Here is a 26,898-nt window from a genome sequence, read left to right on the forward strand (position 1 = left end):
CTTCATGGCGTCCATTGGGCGGGTGTTCACCTCTTCCCATCTCGAACAGAGTAGTTAAGCCCCGCACCGCTGATGGTACTGAGTTCATCCTCGGGAGAGTAAGTAGATGCCAGGATTTTATTACAAAAGCTCCAGAAGTAATTCTGGAGCTTTTTTTGTGTTTTTATATCCTGAATAGAGTAGTTTTTTTTTTACTTTGTAAAGTCGAAAAGTAAGTGATGTATTGTAAACTCCTTCCCTAAGCGTTTATGTAAACTATCAAAAGAAAAATTGTTTTGTTCAATAGAATTGTCATTAATATTGATTAAATCACCCTCAGGTGAAGTATTTAATTTCTCATTCAGTTTTGTTAAGAGACTGCTTTTAATTTCAGCATTATTTCCGGCTAACACAAAACCAATCATACCTCCAAAATTCAGATTTTGAGCGTACTTACCATTGAAATAACGTAATACTCCTCCATCAAATATATTAAGACCAGATTCATCTTTTTTGTATGTATTATAGCAAACATATTTATTTGTCAAATCTTGAGTTCCGTCTAAATTCTTGCATTCGAAGTAAAAGTCTTTATCTTTCCAATATGTATTATTTATAGTAATATCATAATTTCCCTCTACATTTTCATCATTTGTCTCTTCTCCTTTTACTGAAAAATTTAATCCAAATTTCTTATTTGCCCTTAATTTCAGTCGAATAAATTTTGCAATCACTCTTTCAGTTCTTGGAAATTGTTTCTTTTTCTCATCATCAATTTTTGACTTTAATTCAAAGCTATCATAATTTTGATAGAATTGGAGTAAATAGTAAAACACCCACTTCTTCCAAAACTCATCGTCTAATGCTCTTAGTTTACGAGTATCAAAAGGTATTGGAGAGGGCTTTCTAATCTTAATGTATTCTCTCTCCATCCTTATTAGGTATTAAGTGTTTTAATATATCCTGCCCATCTTCAAAAGCTTTTGTTTCAGTCCAATTTTTATTTATATCTTTCTTAATAATATACACACAATCTTTTCCAAAAATCTTCTCTTGACTTGCTAGGAAATTTGCATTTGAGTTTTGCTCAAAAATTTCATTCAATAAATAATTCTTCGTTTTCAAAGCTTCAGGACTATCGGGATTATTAACAAAAGATATTTTAACTACAATTAAATGAAAATCTGTAGAAGTTTTTTCAATGATTATAGAGCTTTCAAAATAAAACTCTATAATTTCTTTTAATATCTTTTCATAGCTATCTAAGGCTTTTTTCTTGTTCCCAATATTAGATTTAACTAGAAAGTAGTCTTTTATTCTTTGCTTTTCCCAATAGGATAATTCATATAAATCATAAATTAATTCATTTAATTCATGTTCTTTTTGTGCGTATTCATATTTACCATCAGATATATCTTTGCTTATATCAGAAATTTGTTTTTCTAGCTTTTGGTCAAATTCTTTCGGGATTGGAATTCCCAAGATGTCATCATTTCCAATTCTTGAAAATGAGTCAAAAAATCGCTTTCTATGGTAAAAGTCTAAATAGAATTGTATCAAATCAGAGTTTAAGATTGCTTGAAACAGATTGTATCTACTACTATTTTTCAGTTTGACTGTATAAATTGAAAAATCAAAATAATCATCGTTGTTTGAAAAGACACAGTTTAATTTACTTCCAATTCGAGTAAACATTAATTTCTCCCCATAGTATATTTCTCTATTTCTAGGTCTATGAAAATTGTCAATTCTATTTATGAATTGTTTTGAAGCTATCTTTATAAAAGGTTTTAAGGTAGTTGGTTTAATATATGGTTTATTATATTCCTCAGAATATGTATAGCTAAAATATTTCCCAATAAATTGGTTAAGATATTCTTTTTTTTGACTTTTACTTATTCGCTTCCACTCATCATTTGATATTTTAAACTCTTTTTTCCTTGCATCCTCTCCCCAAATTTCAAACCCTCTATGAACAGGATTTATATAATTACTCATAGGGGTATTAAGTCCAATTTTAAATATTAAATCTCTATCAAAGTCATTTCCTACAAGATAATCTCTTAATCGTACGCTTTTTTTAATAAGGTCTTTTTGATAAATATTAACAGCTAAATCTTCTTGAATAATTAATAATTCAAACGGCTTTTCTGAAAATAATCCTAAACTTACTGGATAATAGTTAATTTCGTTAACATCAGTTTGTACGCTTCTAAAAATAATAGCAACGACACTTTCTTTAGCCTTTTCAAATAATATATCCTTTACCCTTGAAAGTTCATAAATTTTCTCAATGCCATAGTTTGAATAGAAATATTGTTGGAAAGTTTCTGAATAATCGTTATAAAAATTAGAGCTATTTGAAATAAACCCAAATCTTGTATTTTCATCACTCCAATCTTTAATTTTCAAAAAAAAGCATTGAGAAATTTGGGATCTTCCTACGATATTTTTAGCAGTCACTATTTTCCCATCAGATAATAGTAACTTATAATTATTTAAAAATAAAGTTTCGTCCTTAAACTCTTCTGTATTAGGAATTTCAAAAAAAGGAGGATTCCCAACTATATATGAGAATTGTTTGTCATTAAAAGGTTTATATGAAGTATTGAGAGTATTTGAGTGTCTTATATTCTGGAAAAAGGAATATTCGGAGAAAAGATTAATTTTTTTATTATCCTTTAATTCCTTAGCTATGAATTCTTTTATATCTGTGGGGTTAATTCCGATGAAAACTTGCAAAGAAAGCGAGAATAGTGTAAAACGTTGGGCCATTAATTCTTTTTCTATCCCAAATATGTTTTCAGATAAAAGTTGTATTCTGTATCTAATCTTCTCAATATTATCGTGTGGTTCTAACCCTTGTTTTTGAGATATTTCCAGAAGTCTTTGATAACTTACAATCAAGAACATTCCCGAACCACTTGAAGGGTCTAAAATAGAACCTATTCGATCTTCTTTTATTACATCGTCAACAATTAATTGTGCCAATTTTTTCGGAGTATAATATATGCCATTTTCTTTCTGTTTTTCAGATAAGAAAACTTCATAAATGTAACTTATAAACTCAACTGGCAAAACATCAAATCTAAAATCATATAATCTTAATTGTCCAGTATTTAAATTCGCTTTGAAAGATAATGCTATGAGTTTACGCACCTCATATGTCAAATATTTGTCATCAATCGTTGGCTGATCAAAAAGTGCGTTATTAAATATTTCATGAATAATTTTATAAAGCTTATTAATGTCATTATTAGACTTATTTTCTAATAATATCTCATAGTTAAGCATCTCATCGTTAAAATAATGCTCATAAAAAAACGAATTAATAATATGATTGTCTTCTAAGTATTTAATATATAAAGTCCTATCAATTAATGCTTGGACAACCTCATTTCGCGCATAATCATTTGAAATTAATGAGGAAAGTAATTCACTTAACTGCTCTTTTAACGCATTTAAAGTATTAACCAATTCTTTATCAACCCCTCTGTACTTTGCTTTACTAATAAATGTATGATAATTTAGCCAAAATACTCCACTGTCAAACTGCCAGTGTTTGATTTTTTCGATTTTATCTAAATCTTTTTTAGTAGTTGAAAAAGTATCTAATTTGCTATCTATAGTAGAAACTTTTGGAGAATATTTGGCATAAAGCATTATTAACTCATCGGTATCTACTGGATAATAAAAAATTATATCGGCATCATTCTTATTCCAAACATATTTTCTGAATTGCTCAAGTTCAAAAGTTTCTAATGAAGAGGTAATTAAGTAAAAAGAAGTATTAGTATTATTGGGGCTTTTATAAAAAAAAACTGAGTCTTTAAGTTTTTGAGATAAAGTAGCTTCCTTCTCAATTTCTATAGTTTTTACTATCAAATCAATATTGAAAGCAAAGCCTAAATTAGAAAAAAAATCTATATAATTCATTGATAATGTGCTTGTTAGGTGTTTTATGTGTGGTATTTGTCAAGGATAAAGTTAATGAAAAATATTGAGTACTTATAGTCTTTTGGTATTTAAATAGTTTTCAAAAACGAATCCGTAAATTAGTTGTATTTATAATTTAGAGAAAAATAATTCGCATTAAAAATGCAGTCATATAAACTCTAAGTCGTCGGATACTCATCAATCCCCAAAGTGGTCAGTTTAGGATTAATAGTTTTAGGACAGATAATCACTTGAAAGAACTTAGTCTTCATAGCATCAAAATCGCATACAAACTTGTTCTTTATCTTCAAAGTACGATAGACCGCTGTATAATTTACCTTTTTCTGCTCCCAGCCGTTAATCGCAAGATTGGTTTGTACACACTCAATGGCTCTTTTTAAATTAGAGAAATAAACCGTAAAGGGTTCTCTTTTCCGAACATCATTCAATGAACCGATATAATGGATTGTCACCTCGTAGATAATTGCCTGCCGCATGAAATAAAAAATTTTAAGACTTATTATCTCCTTTGAATGGAGTCAATTTTTAAATTTATCTAATAAAACGCTTTTTGTGAAAAATTATTAGATAATTTTTCTGCTTCACAATATCAGCATATATCTGGCGTTATTTAATAGTATTTCATTTAGTTATAGAGAAAAAGCCCGAACATATCGATTTGTTGGGCTTTTTCTTTTTTATATAGGTTCTGTTCCATTAGGCTTCTTTGTAGAAATTTACTTCTACATTCTTCTTCCCTACTAGCACATTTTCATACTTATCCACATATACACAAGCTTATCCACAAATGTTGATTGTTTCTTACCAGTGGCATAGACATTCACATTCTTTCAATTTTTTGACTATTTTCTGCTAATAAAATGAGAACTTTGCTGGCTCATTTTAAAACGGCTCTCACAGAGCCATTTATCATAAAACCAAAGTACAAATGACGCTTTTTAATGTGTATCCCCTTTACGACATTGAGCCCGTTAAAGCTCAAGGTTCTTATCTATGGGATAAGAACGGACAACAGTATTTAGATTTATATGGTGGACATGCCGTTATTTCAATAGGTCACACCCACCCTGTTTATGTCCGAAGGCTTACACAACAATTAAAGAACATTGGTTTTTATTCTAACTCTGTAAAAATTCCTTCGCAAGAAGAACTAGCCGACAAATTAGGCAAAATATCTGGACTGAAAGATTATTATTTGTTCCTGGTTAATTCAGGTGCAGAAGCCAACGAGAATGCTTTGAAACTAGCGTCTTTCTATAATGGTCGTAAAAAAATCATTGCTTTTACCAAAGGTTTTCACGGGCGTACATCAGCTGCCGTAGCTGTTACAGATAATCCGGCTATCAAAGCCCCGATTAATTTTGACGACCACGTGCAGATTCTACCTTTCAACGATGTAGAAGCAGTAAAAAGAGCTATTGATACCGATACTTGTGCCGTAATTGTTGAGGGTATTCAAGGAGTAGGTGGTATTCAGGTGGCAAGCGATGAGTTTTTAAAAACTATCCGCAAGGCTTGTGATAAAACCGGGGCTATTTTTATTCACGATAGTGTACAATGTGGTTACGGCCGTTCGGGCAAGTTTTTCAGTTTCCAACATAGCGGTGTGAAACCGGATATTATCTCAACTGCCAAAGGTATGGGCAATGGTTTCCCGATTGGCTCAATCCTGATTTCTCCTAAATTTCAGGCAAAACATGGGATGTTAGGTACTACTTTTGGAGGAAATCACCTGGCTTGTACGGCTGCCAATGCAGTACTAGATGTGATAAAGAAAGAAAAACTGGTACAGAACGCTGCCACGGTAGGCGATTATTTCTTTGAAAACCTGAAGGGTTTCAACGGTATTAAAGAATTGCGTGGTAAAGGGTTAATGATAGGCATCGAGTTTGAACAACCCGTTGAGCCTATCAGAAATGCCTTATTGTTTGATCAGAAAATATTTACGGGCGTGGCCGGGAAGCATACGATGCGTTTGCTTCCAAGCCTTGCTCTTACAACCAAAGAGGCCGACATCTTCTTAGATGCCTTAAAAAAGGTATTGACTAAGGTTTAACCGCCTCTACAGCTAATAAATAGAGCTTCATGGCTTGTGCGTCACTGGCAATCCAGGCATCATACTCCTGGATTGCTTTCAGACGTAATTCTTCCGTGCAAAAACCATCGCGTACTACCTGATTCCCACGTGTTTCAGCTACCACATTCCAGATTCTTGCATCACCTTCAAATCTTTCTTCACCTTGTCTGCTTACTTCGTGTTGATCAACACTATTAATTAATTGAAGCCCCAAGTCTTGATAAATTACTGAAAGATTATCTGCAATCGCATTGTCATAGCCCGCGTCTGTTCTCCAGTTCAAAAATGCCTGGTAAAAGTCTATCATCGATTGTGGCGGCTGCGGCGTCCACTCAATTTTGGTATGATTATAATCTAATATAGAAATCATTCCTCCCGGCTTTACTAAATTCAGCATCTGCGCAACTACCTCCTTAGGGTTGTTGACCCATTGTAAAGTGCGGGCGGCAATCACTAAATCAAATTTTTGTTCTGGGTTATAACTATTAATATCAGCTACCTCAAACGACAGATTGCTCAGGTGCTCGTGGTTTTTTTGTGCTTGCGCAATGAGGTGTTCGCTGAAATCGATAGCCACTACCCGCCCGCTTACGCCTACCCGCTCGGCAACGCCTGCGGTAATAGTTCCTGAGCCACAACCCACATCAAGTACCGACATTCCTTCTTTCAGCAGGTTTAAGAGCGACGAATAAGCGTTTTCAACTGTTCGACGATCAAGCACTTTATTAGCGCCCTGTGGCATTTCTGCTCTTGTTTGAGATGTCTGATTCATGAGATATTTGATAAATGGTTGATAATGCTGATTGAAATAGTAGGCATCATTTCAAAAACTAATACATTTGTTCATTCAAATGCCACTCAAAATTTATGGATATTGTTCTGCTAATTGTTGCTATTGTTTGCCTGATAATCGGCTTAATCGGTGCTGTATTGCCTTTACCGGGGCCACCGTTAAGCTTTGTGGGCATATTAGTCTTGCACTTTACTAAGTTTGCCCAATTCAGCGAAACTCTTCTCTGGACATTGGGCATAATTACCTTAATTGTTACCATTTTGGACTACTATGTACCTATCTGGGGCACCAAAAAATTCGGCGGTTCTAAATATGGCACATGGGGTAGTATGATTGGCCTTATCGTCGGGTTATTCTTTGGACCATTTGGTATTTTCATTGGTGCGTTTTTAGGTGCTTTAGCCGGTGAACTCATTGGAGGCTCAACTTCACAACAAGCTACCAAAGCAGCCTTTGGTTCATTCCTGGGTTTCCTTGTGGGCATCGTCATGAAAATTGCGCTTTGCGTAGTCATGATCTGGTATGCCGGTAAAGAATTGTGGCATTATTTCGGTTAATTTTTTCGAATTCGCTTATTAAGATTCAAAATAATCGTCCAAAAAAGTACCTGGTTTGGTAGAGACAGGGCATTGCCCTGTCTCTACGTGTACCTACCATTAGAACTTTATGTGGATGAATAATCAGTCGATGAATATAGATTTCTCATCCTTTTTCAACTCCCACAATATCAATTCATTCTCGGTTTTTGCATACTGAAAACCAGCCTTTTGCAGTACTCTCTGCGAATTCAGCAGGTCAATAGGAGTATGAGCGATAATGGTTTTGAGGTCCGGATTCTGAAACGCCCAGTTTGCCAGGCAACTTAAAGCCTCGGTAGCATAACCTTTTCCCCGATGATTTAAATCCATGCCATAACCTATTTCACAGGAGCCGTTCTCATCAGGTAGGCCGGTCACGCCAATGCCCCCTACGGCAATATTTTCTTCTTTCAGCACAATCAGCCAGTTGGTATACCAGATATAATTGTCAGGATTCTGTTCTACGAGAGGCGCCCAATGATTTTGCAGGGCATCGTCGAACTCACTTTGAAAAAATGGTTCGGTTTCAACTTTGGCTGCTTTTAAGCCAAGATTTTCAGCTAAAGCTTCTGAATGAGTATAAATACGTAATTGATGTAAATTTAATGGGATGAGCTTTAAACGCTCAGATTCGATATAAAACATGATTTTGGATAGTCTTTTTTGAAAAAATAAACTCTTAGAACAAGTGAAGACTTGTCTTGATAATTACCTGTTTGTTTGTCTTAAACAATATCAGGCAGTCGACTATCCAGAAGTGAAGTATTAAATTTCAGAGGCAAATGATTACGCTATAAAGGTAGAAAAATATTTTCTAATAACAATAACTGAGAAATAAGTTTTATAACTGAAAAATACGTTATACATTTGACTTATGGAAGAATTAACAAAAACCGAAGAACGCATCATGCAGATAATCTGGGATTTAGGCAGATGCTTTGTAAAAGATATTATCGAAAAAATGGATGACGAGCCAAAACCGCCCTACAACACCATTTCCTCAGTAGTACGTATCCTTGAAAAGAAGGCATATGTGGGTTTTAAAGCCTATGGCAAAACTTATGAATATTTCCCGATTATCAGTAAAGACGATTACGGGAAATTCTCTTTCAAAAAAGTCTTTGCTAACTATTTCAATAACTCCACTGAAAGTTTACTGTCTTTTATGGCGAAAGAAGAAAAACTAACTGAGGCTGAAATCGAGAAACTGAAACAATTCATTGACAAACAATAGACTTTGTTCAACCCTCTAAATCTAAAATGCTATGCTGTTTCTAATTTACCTTCTTAAAGTATCGGCCTGTCTGGCTGTTTTTTATGGATTGTATTTCTTTGCATTTCGCCAGTTTACATTCCATACCCTCAATCGTTTTTATTTGCTTTGCACACTTTGCTTGAGTTTCATTATTCCCCTCATTTCTTTTGAAACTACCAAAGTTGTGAAGGTTGAACCTGCAGTAGTTGTTGAGACCTCTCCGATTACAAGCACTTCTGGTTATGAACCTGCTTACGTTCCGATGTATGATAGTCAAGCTATTGCAACTATACAATCTGTAAAAGAAGCACCAGACTGGCGTTTTTATGTATTATTCGCCTATATAACAATTGCCGCCATTATGATGCTATTCTTATGTGCAAAGCTTTTGAAAATATACCAACTTAGCCGAAAAGCCGTAAGAGCTGATAATTTAAGAATTATTCAAAGAGATGGGCAGTTGACTAATGCCTCGTTTTTTAATCTTATTTTTCTGAATACGAATGGACTTACCGATAATGAGAAAGCCCAGATCATTGCCCACGAATGTGTCCATATCCGTTATTTACACTCCATTGATATTTTGTTGGTTGAATTCTGCAAGATCATTTTGTGGTTTAACCCTATCATTTATTTCTATAAAAAATCATTGGTAGAAGTACATGAGTTTGAGGCTGATCTAAATACGATTCAACAATTTGACAGTAAAAGCTATGCGCATTTGCTACTCAAATTGGGTATCAGCCATACTATTGACTTAACTAATCAGTTTAGTTTACATCCACTATCTACACGTATTCAGTTTTTGTTTAAAAAACGTACAATTTCTATAAAGAGATTATTTTATATGATAGGGTTGCCTTTCTTAGCACTTGGAATTTTCGCCTTTGCTCAACGTAACGAAAAATTGATTTATGAAGCGGCGGCAAAAGCATCGGAGAGAATAAACAACAAAATAGAGAGTTTGACGGAAGTTTCAAAATTGGTTGACAAAGACTCAGTGAAAAAGCAACAAGAGATAAACCCATTAATAACGGCTATTCCTGCAGATTCAGGAGCATATAAATTAATAGTTAATCCTTTTTTATTAAAAACACCTGAAATTCAGTTTCCTGATTATGCTAAGAACCCAATGATTGGAGGAGAATTGACTATTACAACTCAATCTAAAAACACACCTGAGCTTTTTTCTTTTGATTTTTTTCAAAATGGAAGATATGTTACCAAAGGAGTGTCGGCTGATAGTATTAAAATTTTCCAGAATGGTAAAGAATTGCTGAATGGGGAAGATTTTGAATTTGTATATGAAAAAAGCATTATTACAAGCGCTGTTTTTAAGAAGCATATTGTAAGTGAAACTTTAGGGCTTACTATCCAAATTACAAAAGGACCGTCTTATACTCCTGTTAAACAAGGTGGAATTCCATTACAAATAAGACCAACACCTACTTTTAATAGCCCCTGGCGATATAAAGTTCGCCTCAACTCGCAGCAAAATTTCAATACCGACAGCCTACGAACTTTTATGCCTGCTAATTTTTTAGGAAAAAATCCATTAGTAATTATTAATGGTCAGGAGTATCCTTCAAATATATTACAAAGAATAAATCCTAAATCCTTTGGTTGGTCTTATTTTGCTGAACCGGATGAAGCACATGCCTTAGAAAAATATGGTGAAAAAGCACGCGATGGAGTACTGGAAATCAGAACCAAAGATGATTTTTTATTTAAATCAGAAAAAGATCGTCAAATGGCACTTGATAATATCCAAAGGGAATTGGATGCACGTAGAATTTATAAAAATGACAAAATAGTGCGGGTTCGTCTATTAGAAGATGATGGAAAAGAATTTGAAAGAGTGATTATTAAAGGTTTTTTTCAGGAGGAAAGTATAGTGGTTGATATTCCGGTAAATGGTAAAATACACTATGAAATTGATGGAGTAACCGTTAGTGAATCTGATGTAGTTAATTATAATGGTCTTTTTCAAGGCAGTAGCGGACAACATGGTAAAATACCTGATAAAAATGGGTATCATGCAAGCATTAGTTTAAAAACAAAAAGGTGAAAAATTGTAGAAAAATTTCCCATATATGTGCAAAACGTTCTAATTTTTTACATTTTTTAAATAATTAGACATTTACCCTTAAATGTCTAATTATCAATTGATTATAAAGTTTCATGTCTTAAACTGGTATATTTCTTTGACTGATTATTGAAAATTTCTAATCATTAAAATTTTCAAAGTCATGAATACGACTCAATCATCTATCAAAAAAATTGTAACATTGTCGGTTTGCGGAGCGATGTTATTGAGTGCTACAACTTCCTGTAATTCATTCAAGAAACTAACTAATGAACAAAAAGGCGCTATTATCGGTGTAGGTGCCGGAGCCGCCGCAGGAGCAGCCATAGGTAGCAAAAGTAAAAATCCTGCCGTATACGCTATTGTAGGCTCAGCAGTAGGTGGCGTAGCTGGTGTTTTTATCGGTAAATATATGGATAAACAAGCCGCTAAAATGAAGAAAGACATGGAGGGCGTTGCGGAAGTAGAACGTGTGGGTGAAGGTATTAAATTAACCATGAAATCAGGTATCCTTTTCGGAGTTGATTCTTATTCACTAAATCAAATGTCTAAAGATAATCTGGAGAAACTGGCGCAAACCTTGAAAGAGTATGAAGATACTAATATTCTAGTGGCAGGGCATACCGATAATACTGGGAGTGAAGATTACAATATGAAATTATCGGAAAAACGTGCCGATGCAGTAGCTGACTTACTAAATAGTATGGGAGTAAAACGCAGTAGAATGTCTGTAATAGGATATGGAGAATCAGCTCCTGTAGTTGATAATACAAGTGATGCCGGACGAGACAAGAACCGTCGTGTAGAGCTGGCCATTGTAGCTAACGAGGATTTGAAGAAAGATGCAGCCAAAAACGGCTCAAACGCTGTGGCTACCAATAATAAGTAATATACAGGTTGATATATATGGTGTACTTGGGCACGCCTAGTAAGGCACGCTCATCGGGGTACATGATGATAGGCTATACATACTATGTGTAGCCTATGTTGTTGTATAATATAATATGCGATACTTATAACTGGAATAGGTTTTTAATGATTTATACGTAAATTGAATTATAAACTATATCTCCATGCTTCCAGAACGTTTACCGTTTAATGTAAAACTGCCGCTTGCGCTTCTTTCCATTACTATTGTTGTATTTTGGCTGAGTATTCTTGAATCGGTGCTTGTCCCTTTTATTATTTCTATCATCTTATCTATCCTTTTATTTCCTTTATGCGATTGGTTCGAGAAAAGAAAAGTAGGAAGGGTATTAGCCATTACCATCACCTTAATCTTATTTACTGTTCTGATAGGTGTGATTGTCTATTTAGCCTCTACGCAAATTGCCGGGTTTTCTGAAATGATTCCGCAATTGCTTGATAAATTAGAAAAAGCCTATAATAATCTTTTAAAATGGACCTCTGAAAAGTTTGATTTATCAACTGAAACTCAAACTAATCAGGTGAATACTTACGCAAATCAATTACTTGCCAGAGGAGGAACCGTAGTAGGTACGGCTCTTACAACAACTTCAAATATGCTCGGCAATTTGACTATTATGCCCGTTTACATGTTCTTCTTATTACTGTACAGAGATTTCTTCAGAGAATTTTTTTATAAAGTATTTAAGAATGTAGAGAAAGAAAAGGTAGATGAGGTATTAGGTAAAATTTATGATGTGATTCATAGCTATCTATCGGGTGTCATCATCGTAACTATTATCATAGGTACGCTCAATACAATCAGTCTGCTTTTATTGGGTATTGATTACGCCATCTTCTTTGGTTTCCTTGCGTCTGTATTACTCATAATTCCTTATATAGGTATTCTTATAGGTTCACTATTACCTATTATTATTGCCTTGGTTACCAAAGATTCTCCTATGTATGCTGTAGGAGTAGCAGCTTCGTTTTTTGCTATTCAGATGTTGGAGGGTAATTTTATCACACCCAATATTGTTGGCTCAAAAATCAGTATAAATCCTTTAGCTGCCATTCTGGGCTTATTAATGGGCGCAATTCTATGGGGTCTGGCCGGGATGGCTCTATGTTTACCTTGTATAGCCATCATCAAAGTAATTTTTGATTCTGTTCCCAATTTACAACCCTATGGTTTTTTGATGGGGGAACCTGCAATTTCAAGAGATAATACTGAAGAGAAAAAGAAAAGAGCTAATAAAATTGAAAAGGAGATAGTAGATACCATTAGTGGGACAAAGGCTTTTTTTAAGAAAAAGAACCCTCCTAAAGAAAAAAAATAGATTTTGCAAAATCTTCAGAATAATAAATATCTTTCCCAACCTGTAGAAAGATTTCCTCATTTATAGAAGTGAATCTTTTTTAATTGGCTGATTATTAGGATTTTATGTACTTGGCATATAAATTTTTTCTTAATAATCAGAAAAGATTTAATAAAGAACACACAACATGAAAAAGATTATCACGTTAGCAATTGTCTCTCTATTCAGTGCCTCGACATTTGCACAAACAAAAGGATTCACAGCAGGTTTAAAACTAGGAACGAACCTGTCGCAAGTGAGAGGAAACGATTTATCTTTTACCTCGGGTAATACAGTTTTTAATTTTAGAAATAACGATAACAGAGCATTCGGTTTTGTCGGTGGTGTGTTTTTAAGATTTGGTAAGACAGTATTTTTACAACCCGAAGTTCTGGTTTCTCAAAAAGGTGGTAAATACGATTTGATTACTGACAATGGTAATAGTACCAAGACAATCGACTTCCGTATGACTAACCTTGACTTACCTTTATTAGTTGGGGTGAAAATAGGAGAGGTATTAAGAATTAACGCTGGCCCGATAGCCACATTCAATATAGGGAATGATGGCAAATTAGGAGATGCTATAACTGAAGCCAGAGGAGAAAGTGCCGAAAGCGTGTATAAAAAAGCTGTTTTTGGTTACCAGGCAGGTGTAGGTTTTGATATTGGCCAGATTAACTTCGATGTACGTTATGAGGGCAATGTAAATGATGTAATTGATGTAAAATATAAAAATGCTGAGACCGCCAGTAAGTTTGCCGCTAAAGGAAATTCGTTCCAGGCTACTATCGGTTTTCATTTCTAAAGCGAAATCTAAACTCCAACAATCCTCTATAGGATTGTAATATAAATAAAACATACGAAAACAACCATTTAAAATTATTATTAGCAATGAAAAAGAAAGTAATATTCGCATATGCGTTAATAGCAATCGGGACATTAAGTTTTACTTCGTGTTCGAGAGAAGAAAAAAGAGAGGCAGCTGATAGTATTCAGAATGCACAAGACAATGCAGCCAATGCAGCAGATGAAGTTGCCAGCGATATTAAAGATGGCGTTGACCAAACAGCCGAGGATGTAAAGAGAGAAAAAGATGAGATGGCAGCAAAACTGGAAGACCAACGTAAAGAGTTGAAGAGAGAGATAGAAGAAGCAGAAGATAATATTAAAACTGCCTCTGCTAAAGAGAAAGACCGTTGGGAAGAAAGAAGACAAAAATTGAAATCTCAATTGAATGATATTGATGATGATATAAAAGATATCAGAAGTGATATGAAGGAAGACTGGAAAGATTTCAAGAAAAGAGTCAATCAGAAGATAGATGAAATTCAAAAAGATATTGAATAATAATAATAGGTGGTTTAGATTAGTAGCAATGGTTAGAAAAGCAGCGGATTTTATCTGCTGCTTTTTTTGTTTGTCTGGTTTATGAGTTGCAAAGATTACTTCAGAATGACTATAGTAGAAAGACACTAGCCCCTATTTTAGATATGTAATGTTCGCTTTGCTTACACCTGGGCTAGGCTCTCATAGCGCCATAATTATTCTGTCTGAATAAGTGACAGACACAATGTAAAAATCAAGTATAAAATCTACTGTATTCAGACCCAGACTAGAATCTTTATGTAAATGCCTTTTAAGCTCTGAATAAGGGAAAAATATGCTGACTTTTGAAAATTGCTATAAAGCCAATATAAGTATCATTTATAAAAATTTAAAGACGTGTTGAAGAGAAATTTATTATTGCCATATACACCAAAAAAAGGATAGGGAATGATAAACCTACCATTCCCTATCCTTTTTATATCTAATAATTATTAAACCCTCCGTATCAGTCCCACTATAAACAGTACAACGAGAGCGCCTATTACGGCAGTAATGATTTGGCCAATAACACCAGCACCTAGAGAAACGCCCAGTGAGGCAAATAGCCAGCTACCTACAAGGGCACCAACTATACCAACGATGATGTTACCGATAAGACCAAAGCCGAAGCCTCGTTTGATTTCTCCAGCCAACCAGCCGGCAATAGCACCAATAATAATTGCATACAATAGTCCTTGTCCTTCCATTTTTATTTGTGTTAAAGGGTTTAAAAAAATTGCGTATATAACAATTAGATTTACTGGATTTTGGACACTATGAAAGGTCGCAAAACTGTGTGGATTTAGTAAACTAATAAATTGAATTCCTGATTATAAAGAGTTATCTATCGAAGCATATGATAAAGGCTTTTCAATAAAATTATAAGCGCCTACTTCAAAAGCCTTTTCTTTCAATTTTCCTATAGCAGTTATCATTACAATCTTGCTGTTAGGTAATAGTTTCTTAAACTCAGGCAATTTTTCAATGCCTAAGCCATCTGGTAAATTATTATCTAAAAAAATCCATTGCGGTTGCGGAGTCAGGCTACCTGCTTTTTCAAAACCATCTTGCAAAGTATGAGCATGAAAAGATTCTATTCCTTTCTTTTTCAAATACATTTTTATCAGCAAGCAAGTATCTATTTCATCATCTACTATTAGGGCAGATAATACATTTTCTTCTAAGCTTTTCATCTTTGCACAATTTGCATCAAATTATAATTCAATATATTATAAAAAACCATGCCAGCACTTTTTTTCTAGGCTTTTTAGGACTCGTCGTGCGATTCCCACAATCTGGGCAAAAACTTCTACAATTTAAAGTAAGTAAATATATGCTGGAGTATTGATAAACGTATGGAATAGGATTTTTAAACTACTTACCATATTGAAAACTATTTAAACATTGAACTATTATGAAAGGTACTTCAAAAATCTTGTTGGGAGTTATTACAGCAGCAGCGGCTGGAGCAGTAATCGGGATGTTGTTTGCTCCAGATAAAGGAAATGAAATTCGCTCAAAAGTGAAAAAGACAGCTAACGAATTAGCGGATGAGTTATTGAATGCAATTCGTCGTGGAAAAAGCCAATACCAGGATGCAAAAGACGAGGTACGTAATAAGGCATACGAATTGAAAGGAAAGGCTCAACAAAAATTCGAAGATGTAGCTGAAGAAGCTGACGACCAATATAATGCTACTAAAAAGAAGCTACAAGTTAGCTAAATCCAAAAGCATTTTTTGATGAGTCAGGGCTATGGCCTTGACTCATCTTTCACTTAAAAAGTACCAACTGCTATGGAAATCTACAACGACATTAAAGAAAAAACGGGAGATATATTCGACGATCTGACCCATCACTTGGAGGCTCGCTGGAATTTAGGGGTGCTGAATGCAGCAGAAAAAACTGCCGGAGCTATCTCTTCTGCTGCCTCTGCTATTATTATAGGAGCTATCACACTATTTGTACTTTTCTTTTTGAGTTTAGGTGTTGCCTGGATCATAGGCCAAAGCCTCAATAATCTTGCCTATGGTTTATTTATTGTAGCAGGCTTTTATGCCATTGTAGGATTAATAGTATATGCACTAAGGGATACTTTTATCAAGATTCCGGTTATTAACGCTTTAATTCATAAATTCTACTATGAAGACGAACATTAAAAATATTAATGACCTCAGAGCTGAAAGAGCAAGACTCAAAAATGAAATTGAGTTATCCAGAACCAAGATGAGGGGTAGTATTAATGCTATTAAAGAGGAATTAAGCCCCGCTCGCCATATAGTGAATTTCTTAGGTGACTTCCTGACTAACCGAAATCAAGGTCTGCTGAACGTGGGTGTTGGGCTTGGTGTTGATACCATAGTCAGAAATGGTATATTAAGACATGCTCCCTGGCCGCTGAAAGTATTAGTACCATTCTTCCTGAAGAATTTTGCAGGTAATGTAATTCATAATAACAAGGATAACATTATGCAGAAAGGTATAGAGTGGGTAAGAGACATAACCGAAAAGAAGCCGGAGCCTATATTGACCGAATTAAAAGAGGTAAGAATAGAAGAGAAACCATCTATGGTTGAAAAAGCCTTGCTATGGGTAAAAGATAAAACCGAAGAAAAACCCAAAGAATTGGCATTGAAAGAAGATCCGCTGGCTCCGCAAACAGAGAAGCCATCTTTTGTAGAAAGAGCTTTAATGTGGGTGAAAGAGAAAACCGACGAAGATCCTAAGCCTGTTCAGGTAATTCATGTGAACTGATACTCAGCAACTAGAGCTTTGTAGGAATCGATGCTATATTAAACCAGAACTTATTTAATTCGCCAATAACCCTCATCAATCCTTCAAAAGTTGAGGGTTTTGTTATGAAACAATTCGCCCCCAGAAAATAACAGTTTCTTATATCTTCCGGTGAGTTAGAGGTAGTTAGTATCAGGATAGGAATACTTCTTAATTTTGGATTTTCCTTGATTTCTTTCAGCGCTTCTCTGCCGTCTTTTTTCGGCATATTCAAATCTAAGAGAATGATGCTCGGCAACTTCTTTGCTTTATTCAGAAAATCCATCAACTCTTGCCCGTTATCTACAAAAGACAAAGGGGCATCTATTCCGCTTTCTTCAAAAGCTGATTTCAAAAGAAATTTATCATCTTCATCGTCGTCAGCGATGAGGATTGAAAATACACTCATTCTAAAGATTTATTATTTTGTAGGGAAATATAATATAAACCTGGCACCTTCGCCCAATTTACTTTCAGCAAATATAAAACCATTATGATTAGTCATAATCCGGCGGCAAATCGCCAAGCCTACTCCGGTGCCTTCATAATGACCTCGCCCGTGAAGACGCTGGAAAATAACAAATATTTTTTCGGCGTATTCTTCTTCAAAGCCAATGCCATTATCACTAACGGTTATTTTATGGTAATCAAGTTCTCTTCTTATTTTCTCAATTCCTTTTATCTCTGAGCCTTTTACTAAACTATAGATAATAGATATTACGGGCCCTCTGTCTGCAGCAGTAAACTTTAGGGCATTGCTGACAAGATTTAAGAATAATTGATTTAACTGAAAAGAAACGCCCCAAATATACGGCAATTTTTCTACATTTAGCTGTGCTTTTTTCTCTTCTATTTTTAATGATAAATCATTTATTACCCGCTCAATCGTTTCCTGCAAATTCACTTCCTGGAAACTGACCTCTTTTCTGTTTACCAGCCTGGAGAAATCAAGCAAGTCATTAATCAGAGTCTGCATGCGTTCAGCAGAATAAGTAATCTTATCTAATGTCTCTTTTCCGTCTTCATTCAATGACTCTGCATGCTTTCTTATCATACGATCACTAAAGGCTCTGATTTTCCGCAGAGGCTCTTGTAAGTCGTGTGAAGATACATAGGCAAACTGCTCTAAATCTGCATTGGAGCGGTTCAATTCATCAATTTTATTTTCTAGCTGATGTTGAAACTTTAGTCTTCTCTGCAGCTCGAGGAATATTAATAGAAAGCTGACGAATAACAAGACAAATGAGAAAATGGATAGCATTAAGAGCGTAGAGGTAGTTTGATTATCCGTCTTGTCTTTCAAGGCTTTTCTTTCGGCCAGTAGTTGTCTTTCAGTAGCCTGAAACTGATTAACAATTACCCTGATTTTATCCATCTCTTTTTTCCCTAAGAGAAAAGACTCTTTATCAAATATCTGATTGCCGTCCGATTGCTTAATATTAATTCTTAATAATCGAAGTTTTTGGAGAATGGCATTTCTTAAGGTATCTAATCTTTTTGCCTGTAGTGGATTGTCTCTTATCTGATAATGCAGTGTTCTGTATACGTTATTAATCTGGCTTTCGGCTCTGTAATAAGGTTCTAAGAAAACTTTCTCTTTGGTTAGAAGATATCCTCTTTGACCGGTTTCAAAATCTTTTAAAATAGAAATAAGTTCTTCACTTTTTCTCATTACCTCATGCGTATGTTCTACTGAGGTGGCATAACTGGTGGAATCTTTGATTTTCTGATAGGAGGTCCAGCTTAAGATAGCTAATAGCACAACACAGACGGCGAATGACCAAAAAATAAGACGCAGACTTTTTTTCATAGGTAGTGCTATAACTATTAGTAATAAGTGGTTAAACTAAAAAATGTGTAATATTATCCCCACATTGTGGATTTTTTTGCATTCTTTGTGAAAGCAAAGCCCGTTAGTATAAAAGTTGTGAAAAATTGTTGCTTTTGTAAAGTGCTGATAGTCAAAATTTTAAAATAACTTTTTTTGTTTTTTTCTTACATCCCAAGATGTGGGCTGTAAATTGATATATATAGGCTATCATAAAACATTATGCCATGCTAAATCTCAGCCAGACCCAGAAACAGACTTTAAGAATTTCTCCGTCTCAGATACAGTTGCTGAATTTTTTGCAACTCTCAACTTTGGAGCTCGAAGAGCATATTAAAACGGAATTAGAGGAGAATCCTATGTTAGAAGAAGCAACTGTAAGTGATGATAGTGCAGAGACTGACGATTTTGACAAAGATGAAAAAGACTTACTCCAAGGTAATAATTCTGATTACCTTGATTGGGACGAGTATGACGATGATACTCCCAACTACAAAACTCAACTAAATAATTATAGCAGCGACGATGATTTTTATTCGGCGCCTATTATACAACAGATCTCATGGCGCGAGGATCTGAAAGAGCAATTGCATGTATTAGCATTAACAGAACGCCAATTACTTTTAGGTGATTTTATTATTGATTCTTTAGATGAAAACGGTTTCTTAAAATATGATGCAGAGGCTATTGCTGACGATGTTTCTTTTACAAACAATATTTTTGTTGATACACCGGATGTAGAAGAAATGATTAAGGTTATCCGCCAGCTAGATCCGATTGGTATTGGTGCTTCAAATCTGCAGGAATGTTTGTTGATACAATTAGACCATAAGCGTGAACATGGATGCGATGTAGATTTAGCTTATGAAATTGTATTAAATAACCTGGATGATCTGGCTGTGCGCAACTATGAGAAAATTATGCGCTCACGTGAGATATGCACTGAAAAGCTCAAAGAAGCGGTAACACTCATTACATCATTAAACGCCAAGCCTATTTCAGAAGAAAATACCAGTTCTATTCTGGTTAAAGATAATATTATACCTGATTACCTTGTTTTCTTTGATGATGGTAAGATCGAGGTTTCATTAAATAGCAATCAGATTCCACCCTTAAAAGTCAATAATTCGTTTCAGGATTTATTGCAGGGCAGTGCTGATAAAGCCGCAACACACTATATCCACACTAAAGTTTCAGCAGCTAACTGGTTGATTGATGCAATTCAGCAAAGAGAAACCACCATGCTCAAAACCATGCGTACGCTGGTAAAATTGCAGGAAGAGTTTTTTAAAACCGGAAATGTTCAGAAACTAAAACCAATGACACTGAAAGATGTGGCAGAGATCATAAGTATGGACATTTCGACGGTATCAAGGGTAACCAGTGGCAAATATGCCCAGACTCCTTTCGGTACTATTCATTTAAAAGACCTTTTCTCAGGTGGTATTTTTACAGATTCAGGAACCGAAGTATCTAATCGTGAAATTCAGCAAACATTAGCTACACTGATTTCGAACGAAGATAAAAATACACCATTGAACGATTTCCAGTTAGCCGACCTGCTAGCACAAAAAGGGTACCCTATTGCTCGTCGTACGGTAGCAAAATACCGCGACCATCTGGGAATTCAATCAGCACAATTAAGACGTGTTTTATAATCTTAACTATTTAAATCAACCATATATTACTTATGCAACGTATCCTTGTTATTGATGATGACACTGATATTTGTCTTTTACTTCGTCGTTTCTTAAGCAAAAATGGTTACGAGGTAGCTATTGCTCAAAGTGGACAAACTGGCCTGAGTTTATTAGAAGAGTTTTCTCCTGATTTAGTCATGACCGATTTTCGTTTAGGAGATTTAGATGGAGGACAAATTTTAAGAAAAATCAAAGAACGTTTTCCTGAAGTTCCGGTGCTTATCATTACAGGCTATTCTGATATAAAGATTGCCATTGATGTAATGAAGCAAGGGGCTTTCGACTATATTACCAAACCGCTTTTCCCCGACGAAATCCTGCTTACAATTAAGAAAGCATTAGGCGGCGAAAAACCGGAGGGCAGTATGCAAGCTGCTGCCGAAAAAGAAAATACAGCTACTAAATCCGCTACTAAATCCAACAGAACGAAATCAGATGCCAGTTATATTTTTGGTAGTGGCCCCGAGTCTAAAAATCTGTATCGTCAGATAGACCTGGTTGCCCCTACCAACTATAGTGTAATTATCTACGGCGAGAGTGGTTCCGGAAAAGAGTCTATTGCACAGGAAATCCATAAAAGAAGCAAAAGAGCCAACGGCCCTTTTGTAGCTATGGACTGCGGAGCAATTTCAAAAGAGTTAGCTGCCAGCGAAATGTTCGGGCATGAGAAAGGCTCGTTTACAGGTGCTTTAAACCAGAAAATCGGGCACTTTGAAATGGCCAACGGTGGTACGCTTTTTCTTGATGAGGTGGCCAATCTGCCCTATGATGTACAGGTAGCTTTGCTACGCGTTGTACAAGAAAGAAAACTACGCCGCATAGGTGGTAATAAAGAAATTGCCGTAGATGTTCGTATACTGGTAGCATCAAATGAGCGTCTGATGGAATCGTGCCGCAAAGGGAAATTCAGAGAAGATTTATACCATCGTTTCAATGAGTTTAGCCTGGATGTACCGCCATTGCGTGATCGTAAGACCGATATTATGGAGTTTGCCCAATTCTTCCTTGAAACAACTAATAACGAATTAGGAAAAGATGTAAGAGGCTTTGACGAAGATGTAAAAGCTGCCTTTTTGAGTTATCCATGGTATGGCAATTTACGCGAAATGCGTAATGTAGTAAAACGTGCAACCTTGCTTTCGGATGGCGATTATATTGAATCTAAATCTTTACCATTTGAAATTATTAATTATTCAAGGTTATTATTCTCAGAGCCTACACAACCTGTTATCAACGAAGATATAGTTCCGAAACAAGAAGAACCCGCTAAGCCTAACCTGAAATCGGCGGCACTGGATGCCGAATACGAAATGATTTTACAGGTGCTTAAGCAGGTGAATTATAATAAAAGTAAAGCTGCACAGGTATTAAGTATTGACAGAAAAACGCTTTATAATAAAATGAAGAGTTATAACCTTTAAATAAGATAAAGATATACAACAGCTTAACTATAATAATAAAACTTTTAACCCAAACTCTCTAAAATTTAGTAATAATGATTCAAATTCAAAAAGATAGAAAGAGTATAGTAATAATGATGGCTGATGACGATCCGGATGACAGAAGCATGACAAAAGAAGCCTTAGAAGAGAATTTTTTATTGAACGAACTGCGCTTCACAGAAGATGGTGCTGAATTGATGGACTATCTGAAACGAAGAGGAAAATATAGCAATCCAGAAAGTTCACCACGTCCGGGAGTAATATTACTCGATCTTAACATGCCAAAAAAAGATGGACGAGAGTGTTTAAAAGAAATAAAATCAGACGACGAATTGAAAAGTATCCCAGTAATTGTTCTTACTACCTCAAAAGCCGAAGAAGACATTCTGCGTACCTATGATTTAGGGGTAAACAGTTTTGTTACCAAGCCTGTTACATTTATGGAATTGGTAGAAGTAATGAAAAACCTTGGCAATTATTGGTTTGATATTGTTCAGTTACCAAAATATAACTCATGAAAGATCTTGACACAATCAGGGTGTTAATCGTGGATGATGATGAAGATGACTTTTTCCTGACGAGCGATTATCTAAATGACATACGAGGTAAAAAATTTGCCATTGACTGGGCTAAAAATTTTGATGATGCCGTTGGAAAAGTAACATCCTGCGAATATGACATTTGCTTTTTTGACTTCCTACTTGGGGCTAAAACAGGTCTTGACCTGTTGAAACGGGCTATTCAGGAGGGTTGTCAAAGCCCGATTATTCTACTTACCGGTAAAGGCGACCATAAAATAGATATGGAAGCCATGCGGCTGGGAGCTGTTGATTATCTGATAAAAAGCGAGTTAGACCCCGAAAAACTCGAACGTTGTATCAGATACTCGCTAGAGCGCGCAGATACACTCAAAACTCTCCGTGAAAGCGAGCAGCAATACCGTACTATCTTTAATCATGTAAGGCAGGGTATTATTGTTACGCAACCTAAAGACGGCAGCTTTATCTATTATAATCCGGCCACTTTAGAGATGCTCGGTTATGAGGCCGAAGAACTCAACAATATGAGTACCGCCAAAATCTTCGAGAAACCTGAAATATGGCATTTGTTCAACGAAAGACTGGAAGAAAATGGTAATATTGATAAGTTTGAGGCTATCTTCCTGACAAAGAAAGGCGAAAAGAAAATTTGCCTGATTGATGCTCAGAAACAGAAAAACAGTGAGGGAAAGGAATCTTTCCTGAGTATTATTCATGATGTAACGGCTCAACGTAAAGCCGAGCGTGAGAACATGATGTTGGAGAAAATGGCCGCAACCGGACGTTTGGTGCGTACATTGGCACATGAAGTACGGAATCCGCTAACTAATATTCATCTATCGGTAGAGCAATTAGAAGATGAAATACAAAACGAAGATTCTAAGTTGTTTCTGGGCATTATCAAACGCAATGGGCAACGTATCAGTGATCTGATAACTGAACTGCTTAATAACTCAAAACCATCTGAACTGGCATTCGGTAAAATTTCAGTTCATAAGATTTTAGATGAAACGCTTGAACAGGCTATAGACCGTATTAACCTGAAAAGTATAGCCTTAGAAAAACAATATGGTGAAGATGTACTCCTCAATGTTGATAGCAATAAGATAAAAATTGCGCTTTTGAATATCATTATCAATGCAGTAGAGGCAATGGACGAGGGCAAAGGCTTGTTGTTAATCAAAAGTTATATCAACAACAATTATTGTTATATCTCTATCAAAGACAACGGTACGGGTATCAGTCCCGAAAATATGAGCCGTTTGTTTGAACCCTATTTTACAGCTAAAAACAATGGTATTGGTCTGGGGCTTGCTGCTACATTAAATATTATTCAATCCCACAAAGCCACCGTAGATGTTAACTCGGAGGTAGGCAAAGGTACTGAGTTTATTATTACGTTCTCATTAAATTAAAAAAGGCCATCATTTTCATGATAGCCTTTTTCTCATATTTTAATTCTTACCTTTAAACATGGTCATGAACTAATGGCTGGCGTTTTCTGAATCCTCCTCTAAATAGTTCGATAAACACACTTATCGCCACCAGGATAATACCTGCCCAGGCACTTAGCACGATGTATTCATAATAGATACTATCGCTTTTACGCTCGATAATAATACCGCTCAAAGCCCAGATAACGGCCAGCCCAATATAGAAGTTGTTGAACCTTAATATAGCTACAACACCTATCAATGAGCCTATCAGAACCATCATCGAAGCCCACGACTCTTCACTCATACCAAAGCCTCTCCAACCATAGCTTACTAATAAAGCTGTGATATTAGCGATAGTTGCTATACAAATCCAGCCTAAATATAAGCCAAAGGGCGCTTTCACTATAAAGCTTTGTGTATTGGTCAGATAAGGCTCTAATAATCTAATCTGAGTATCTATATAAATCAAGCGGCTGAGCAAGAAGAGCATTAATATGACACTTACTATGAGTAGGTCATAATGCCAGGCTACAATCCAGGTCATATTAGTAATACAGGTCAGAATAAACGCAATATTGATTCTTCTGACAATCTCGCCTACATAAGGATCTACCTTTGATTTAAACAGCGATGTCATCTGATAAATACAGAATATGAAGAGTAATAAATAGATGACGCTCCAGATAGAGAAGGTAAGCCCTGCCGGTACAAATAAGTTGGGGTATTGAGCTGATACCTCACCCGTATTCTTACCATTAATTGGTAAAAAATTGGCCAGAAAATTTACAAATACCATTCCGAGAAAAAACAGGAAGTTTAGTATCTGTAGCGTTCTGATTTTCGTTGCATTGAATCTAGTTTCCATATCTTAATGAATTTTAGTTTCCTTTACTTCTATTTCTTTCTTTTCTAGTAAAACAGCGTTCCTATTCGGTCTTATGGGTGTTCCATAATGGCGAGTATAGACTTTGGTAAATTCTGCCCCTAAGAAGAGGATAGTTGATGAATAATATACCCAAAGCAGAATGATTACCACCGAACCGGCTGCACCAAACGTACTCGTAATACTCGACTGCCCCAGATAATAACCTATCAGAAATTTACCTACCATAAATAGAATAGCTGTAACTCCAGCACCTATAAATGCATCTTTCCAGGCTATTCTGCCATCCGGTAATACCTTAAAGATGGTAGCAAACAAAAGTGTAATTACAGAGAATACAATGGCCAGATTGATAAACATAAACATATAAACCGTGATGTTCTCAAAGAATAACTGTAAACGCTGGCTGAAAATATCCAGAAATGTATTAACCAATAAGGATACAATTAATAGAAAGCCTAACGAGAGTATCAATGAAAAGGATAAAAGTCTGTTAAACAGATATTTTAAAATACCAGACTTTGGCTTCGCTTTTAAAGACCAGATAAAATTGATAGAATCTTGTATCTCAGCAAAAACTCCGGTTGCCCCAAGTAAAAGTGTTACCGTACCTATAATAGCCGCTATACCTGATTTTTGAGAGAGCCTCGCATTCTTAATAAGTTCTTCTACCTGTGCTGCAGCATCTTTTCCGATCAACCAGTTGATTTGCCCATAGAGCTGGCCTTGTATGGCTTCTCTACCATAGAAGATTCCTGCTACTGAAATAATAACCACCAACATAGGCGCCAAAGAGAAAATCGTATAATAAGATAAAGAGGCACTCAACTTAGTAGCATTGTCGGTGCTGAATTCGGAGAACACTTCTTCGGCAAAAGAATAATATTCTTTCAGTTTTGTTTTAAATAAATTCATAAGTGGTTGCTTGTTATATTAAGGTTGGTTTTTAATAATCCAGCTCCTCTGTTTCGTTATAATAAGTATAATAAATAATATATACCATCAGCCAATACCATAGTGGGAATCGCAGTTGGGGTGGAAATTCCACACTTATTTTCCCAAAATGCCACATTTTCCCCAATTTTTTCTTAAAAAATAGTAATTATGCCTCCGAAAAATACATGGTACAAAGTTTTTAAGTATATAAGCATAACAATCGTTTCATCAAATTATTGAAATCATGACACCCATCATCTTCATAATCGGCATAATAACCATGTTCAGTATGGCGGTGGTTTTATTGAAGATTGCGAATAACAATCATCAAGGTTGGGATGGCAGAACAAGAGGTTCTCGGAACCATGAATTCAATAATTTCATGAAGCGGGTGAAGCTTACTTCTACAAAAATGAAGCAAGCATAGCCACACAACCGCAACTTTATAGTCATGAAAACCCATATAGGTTTACCTGAAAAGGATATAATAAAAATTGCTGAATTGTTACAGGTTACATTGGCGGACGAACATGTGATAATAACGAAAACCCGTAACTATCATTGGAATATAAAAGGCCCTCGTTTTATTGAATTACACAAATTTTACGAAGACCAGTACAACACATTAAAAGATATAATAGACCAGCTTGCCGAGAGAATTACCCAATTAGGGCATCGGGCCAACGGTACGATGAAAGATTTCCTAGCAACGACTCGATTAAAAGAGGGTCCTTACGAAGACAAACAAGATGCTCAGATAAGCAATTTGTTAGCAGACCACGAAGCGTTTATAACAAATTTGCGTAAAGACATTGAAGATATAGATGAAAAACTGGGAGATGCAGTTACGACTGATTTACTCACAGGTTTCATGGGGCAGCATGAAAAAATGGCATGGATGCTCCGCGCGTTTTTAGGGTAGTGTTTAGGTTAAAAAAGGTGGTACAAAAGGGGCAATTTTTGCCCCTTTTGTATTTGTAGACAGTCTAGTCTGAAAATTCCTGACTAA

General features: G+C 35.5%; 28 protein-coding genes and 1 rRNA gene. 18 read left to right on the forward strand and 11 right to left on the reverse strand.

Annotated features, from left to right (window positions below; translation table 11 throughout):
* Positions 1-3 precede the first annotated feature (3 nt).
* A 5S ribosomal RNA gene (rrf, locus tag D0T08_RS26295) occupies positions 4-115 on the forward strand.
* Between the two features lie 76 nt (positions 116-191).
* Here rrf and D0T08_RS26300 read toward each other — a convergent pair.
* From D0T08_RS26300 to D0T08_RS26310, 3 genes are all read right to left on the reverse strand, one after another.
* The gene (locus tag D0T08_RS26300) at positions 192-911 is read right to left on the reverse strand and encodes a hypothetical protein (RefSeq protein WP_116985743.1); all 720 of its coding nucleotides are present in this window, start codon (positions 909-911) and stop codon (positions 192-194) included.
* A complete protein-coding gene (locus tag D0T08_RS26305) occupies positions 892-3,915 on the reverse strand; it encodes an N-6 DNA methylase (protein WP_116985744.1) in 3,024 nt (1,007 codons plus the stop codon). The genes D0T08_RS26300 and D0T08_RS26305 overlap by 20 nt, the downstream gene beginning before the upstream one ends.
* A 179-nt stretch (positions 3,916-4,094) precedes the next feature.
* Positions 4,095-4,412, reverse strand: a complete 318-nt coding sequence (locus D0T08_RS26310) for a hypothetical protein (protein ID WP_116985745.1) — start codon at positions 4,410-4,412, stop codon at positions 4,095-4,097.
* A gap of 452 nt (positions 4,413-4,864) precedes the next feature.
* On the opposite strand from D0T08_RS26310, the gene D0T08_RS26315 reads away from it, so the two are divergent.
* Positions 4,865-5,992, forward strand: coding sequence for an aspartate aminotransferase family protein (locus D0T08_RS26315; RefSeq protein ID WP_116985746.1), 1,128 nt, complete (start codon positions 4,865-4,867; stop codon positions 5,990-5,992).
* On the opposite strand, the gene D0T08_RS26320 is transcribed toward D0T08_RS26315, so the two are convergent.
* Positions 5,982-6,785 (reverse strand): trans-aconitate 2-methyltransferase, encoded by an 804-nt coding sequence (locus D0T08_RS26320; protein WP_116985747.1) that lies wholly within the window; start codon positions 6,783-6,785, stop codon positions 5,982-5,984. The genes D0T08_RS26315 and D0T08_RS26320 overlap by 11 nt on opposite strands.
* Positions 6,786-6,880: 95 nt before the next feature.
* On the opposite strand from D0T08_RS26320, the gene D0T08_RS26325 reads away from it, so the two are divergent.
* A complete protein-coding gene (locus D0T08_RS26325; protein ID WP_116985748.1) occupies positions 6,881-7,363 on the forward strand; it encodes a DUF456 domain-containing protein in 483 nt (160 codons plus the stop codon).
* Positions 7,364-7,486: 123 nt separating this feature from the next.
* Here D0T08_RS26325 and D0T08_RS26330 read toward each other — a convergent pair whose 3' ends face one another.
* Positions 7,487-8,029 (reverse strand): GNAT family N-acetyltransferase, encoded by a 543-nt coding sequence (locus D0T08_RS26330; protein WP_116985749.1) that lies wholly within the window; start codon positions 8,027-8,029, stop codon positions 7,487-7,489.
* A 229-nt stretch (positions 8,030-8,258) separates the two neighbouring features.
* Here D0T08_RS26330 and D0T08_RS26335 point away from each other — a divergent pair, with 229 nt between their 5' ends.
* The 6 genes from D0T08_RS26335 (at position 8,259) to D0T08_RS26360 (ending at position 14,336) form a co-directional block, all read left to right on the forward strand.
* Entirely contained in the window at positions 8,259-8,618 is a 360-nt protein-coding gene (locus tag D0T08_RS26335) for a BlaI/MecI/CopY family transcriptional regulator (RefSeq protein ID WP_116985750.1), read from the forward strand.
* 31 nt (positions 8,619-8,649) lie between these two features.
* The gene (locus tag D0T08_RS26340; RefSeq protein ID WP_116985751.1) at positions 8,650-10,707 is read left to right on the forward strand and encodes a M56 family metallopeptidase; all 2,058 of its coding nucleotides are present in this window, start codon (positions 8,650-8,652) and stop codon (positions 10,705-10,707) included.
* A 181-nt stretch (positions 10,708-10,888) separates the two neighbouring features.
* The gene (locus D0T08_RS26345) at positions 10,889-11,614 is read left to right on the forward strand and encodes an OmpA family protein (protein ID WP_116985752.1); all 726 of its coding nucleotides are present in this window, start codon (positions 10,889-10,891) and stop codon (positions 11,612-11,614) included.
* A gap of 184 nt (positions 11,615-11,798) precedes the next feature.
* Positions 11,799-12,971, forward strand: coding sequence for an AI-2E family transporter (locus D0T08_RS26350; RefSeq protein WP_229239065.1), 1,173 nt, complete (start codon positions 11,799-11,801; stop codon positions 12,969-12,971).
* A 166-nt stretch (positions 12,972-13,137) separates the two neighbouring features.
* Positions 13,138-13,794: a porin family protein gene (locus D0T08_RS26355; RefSeq protein ID WP_116985754.1), complete on the forward strand. Its 657-nt coding sequence runs from the start codon at positions 13,138-13,140 to the stop codon at positions 13,792-13,794.
* Between the two features lie 86 nt (positions 13,795-13,880).
* On the forward strand, positions 13,881-14,336 hold the full coding sequence (locus tag D0T08_RS26360) for a hypothetical protein (protein ID WP_116985755.1): 456 nt from the start codon (positions 13,881-13,883) through the stop codon (positions 14,334-14,336).
* A 470-nt stretch (positions 14,337-14,806) separates the two neighbouring features.
* Here the strand turns inward: D0T08_RS26360 and D0T08_RS26365 are convergent, their stop codons facing one another.
* Positions 14,807-15,061, reverse strand: a complete 255-nt coding sequence (locus D0T08_RS26365) for a GlsB/YeaQ/YmgE family stress response membrane protein (protein ID WP_116985756.1) — start codon at positions 15,059-15,061, stop codon at positions 14,807-14,809.
* Between the two features lie 123 nt (positions 15,062-15,184).
* On the reverse strand, positions 15,185-15,547 hold the full coding sequence (locus D0T08_RS26370; RefSeq protein WP_116985757.1) for a response regulator: 363 nt from the start codon (positions 15,545-15,547) through the stop codon (positions 15,185-15,187).
* A gap of 221 nt (positions 15,548-15,768) precedes the next feature.
* On the opposite strand from D0T08_RS26370, the gene D0T08_RS26375 reads away from it, so the two are divergent.
* The 3 genes from D0T08_RS26375 (at position 15,769) to D0T08_RS26385 (ending at position 17,107) form a co-directional block, all read left to right on the forward strand.
* Positions 15,769-16,077 (forward strand): YtxH domain-containing protein, encoded by a 309-nt coding sequence (locus D0T08_RS26375; protein WP_116985758.1) that lies wholly within the window; start codon positions 15,769-15,771, stop codon positions 16,075-16,077.
* Positions 16,078-16,149: 72 nt separating this feature from the next.
* Positions 16,150-16,512: a phage holin family protein gene (locus D0T08_RS26380; protein WP_116985759.1), complete on the forward strand. Its 363-nt coding sequence runs from the start codon at positions 16,150-16,152 to the stop codon at positions 16,510-16,512.
* Positions 16,496-17,107: a hypothetical protein gene (locus tag D0T08_RS26385; RefSeq protein WP_116985760.1), complete on the forward strand. Its 612-nt coding sequence runs from the start codon at positions 16,496-16,498 to the stop codon at positions 17,105-17,107. The genes D0T08_RS26380 and D0T08_RS26385 overlap by 17 nt, the downstream gene beginning before the upstream one ends.
* 10 nt (positions 17,108-17,117) lie before the next feature.
* On the opposite strand, the gene D0T08_RS26390 is transcribed toward D0T08_RS26385, so the two are convergent.
* A complete protein-coding gene (locus D0T08_RS26390; RefSeq protein WP_116985761.1) occupies positions 17,118-17,534 on the reverse strand; it encodes a response regulator in 417 nt (138 codons plus the stop codon).
* A 12-nt stretch (positions 17,535-17,546) separates the two neighbouring features.
* Positions 17,547-18,935, reverse strand: a complete 1,389-nt coding sequence (locus tag D0T08_RS26395) for a CHASE3 domain-containing protein (protein ID WP_116985762.1) — start codon at positions 18,933-18,935, stop codon at positions 17,547-17,549.
* A gap of 245 nt (positions 18,936-19,180) precedes the next feature.
* Between D0T08_RS26395 and rpoN the strand changes: the two genes are divergently transcribed.
* The 4 genes from rpoN (at position 19,181) to D0T08_RS26415 (ending at position 24,049) form a co-directional block, all read left to right on the forward strand.
* Entirely contained in the window at positions 19,181-20,611 is a 1,431-nt protein-coding gene (gene rpoN, locus D0T08_RS26400; RefSeq protein ID WP_116985763.1) for an RNA polymerase factor sigma-54, read from the forward strand.
* Between the two features lie 32 nt (positions 20,612-20,643).
* A complete protein-coding gene (locus D0T08_RS26405) occupies positions 20,644-22,074 on the forward strand; it encodes a sigma-54 dependent transcriptional regulator (protein ID WP_116985764.1) in 1,431 nt (476 codons plus the stop codon).
* A gap of 74 nt (positions 22,075-22,148) precedes the next feature.
* Positions 22,149-22,613 (forward strand): response regulator, encoded by a 465-nt coding sequence (locus D0T08_RS26410; RefSeq protein WP_116985765.1) that lies wholly within the window; start codon positions 22,149-22,151, stop codon positions 22,611-22,613.
* On the forward strand, positions 22,610-24,049 hold the full coding sequence (locus D0T08_RS26415) for an ATP-binding protein (protein ID WP_116985766.1): 1,440 nt from the start codon (positions 22,610-22,612) through the stop codon (positions 24,047-24,049). Before D0T08_RS26410 ends, D0T08_RS26415 begins: the two co-directional genes overlap by 4 nt.
* A 52-nt stretch (positions 24,050-24,101) precedes the next feature.
* Here D0T08_RS26415 and D0T08_RS26420 read toward each other — a convergent pair whose 3' ends face one another.
* Together D0T08_RS26420 and D0T08_RS26425 are read right to left on the reverse strand one after the other, a co-directional pair.
* Positions 24,102-24,935, reverse strand: coding sequence for a hypothetical protein (locus tag D0T08_RS26420; protein WP_199538232.1), 834 nt, complete (start codon positions 24,933-24,935; stop codon positions 24,102-24,104).
* A gap of 3 nt (positions 24,936-24,938) precedes the next feature.
* Positions 24,939-25,868: a YihY/virulence factor BrkB family protein gene (locus tag D0T08_RS26425; protein ID WP_116985767.1), complete on the reverse strand. Its 930-nt coding sequence runs from the start codon at positions 25,866-25,868 to the stop codon at positions 24,939-24,941.
* 265 nt (positions 25,869-26,133) lie between these two features.
* On the opposite strand from D0T08_RS26425, the gene D0T08_RS26430 reads away from it, so the two are divergent.
* Complete coding sequence (locus D0T08_RS26430; RefSeq protein ID WP_116985768.1) at positions 26,134-26,316, forward strand: hypothetical protein; 183 nt, start codon at positions 26,134-26,136, stop codon at positions 26,314-26,316.
* Positions 26,317-26,340: 24 nt separating this feature from the next.
* Positions 26,341-26,811, forward strand: a complete 471-nt coding sequence (locus tag D0T08_RS26435; protein ID WP_116985769.1) for a Dps family protein — start codon at positions 26,341-26,343, stop codon at positions 26,809-26,811.
* The last annotated feature ends 87 nt before the right edge of the window (positions 26,812-26,898 follow it).

The organism is Emticicia sp. C21 (genome assembly GCF_003418935.1).
GTDB lineage: Bacteria > Bacteroidota > Bacteroidia > Cytophagales > Spirosomataceae > Emticicia.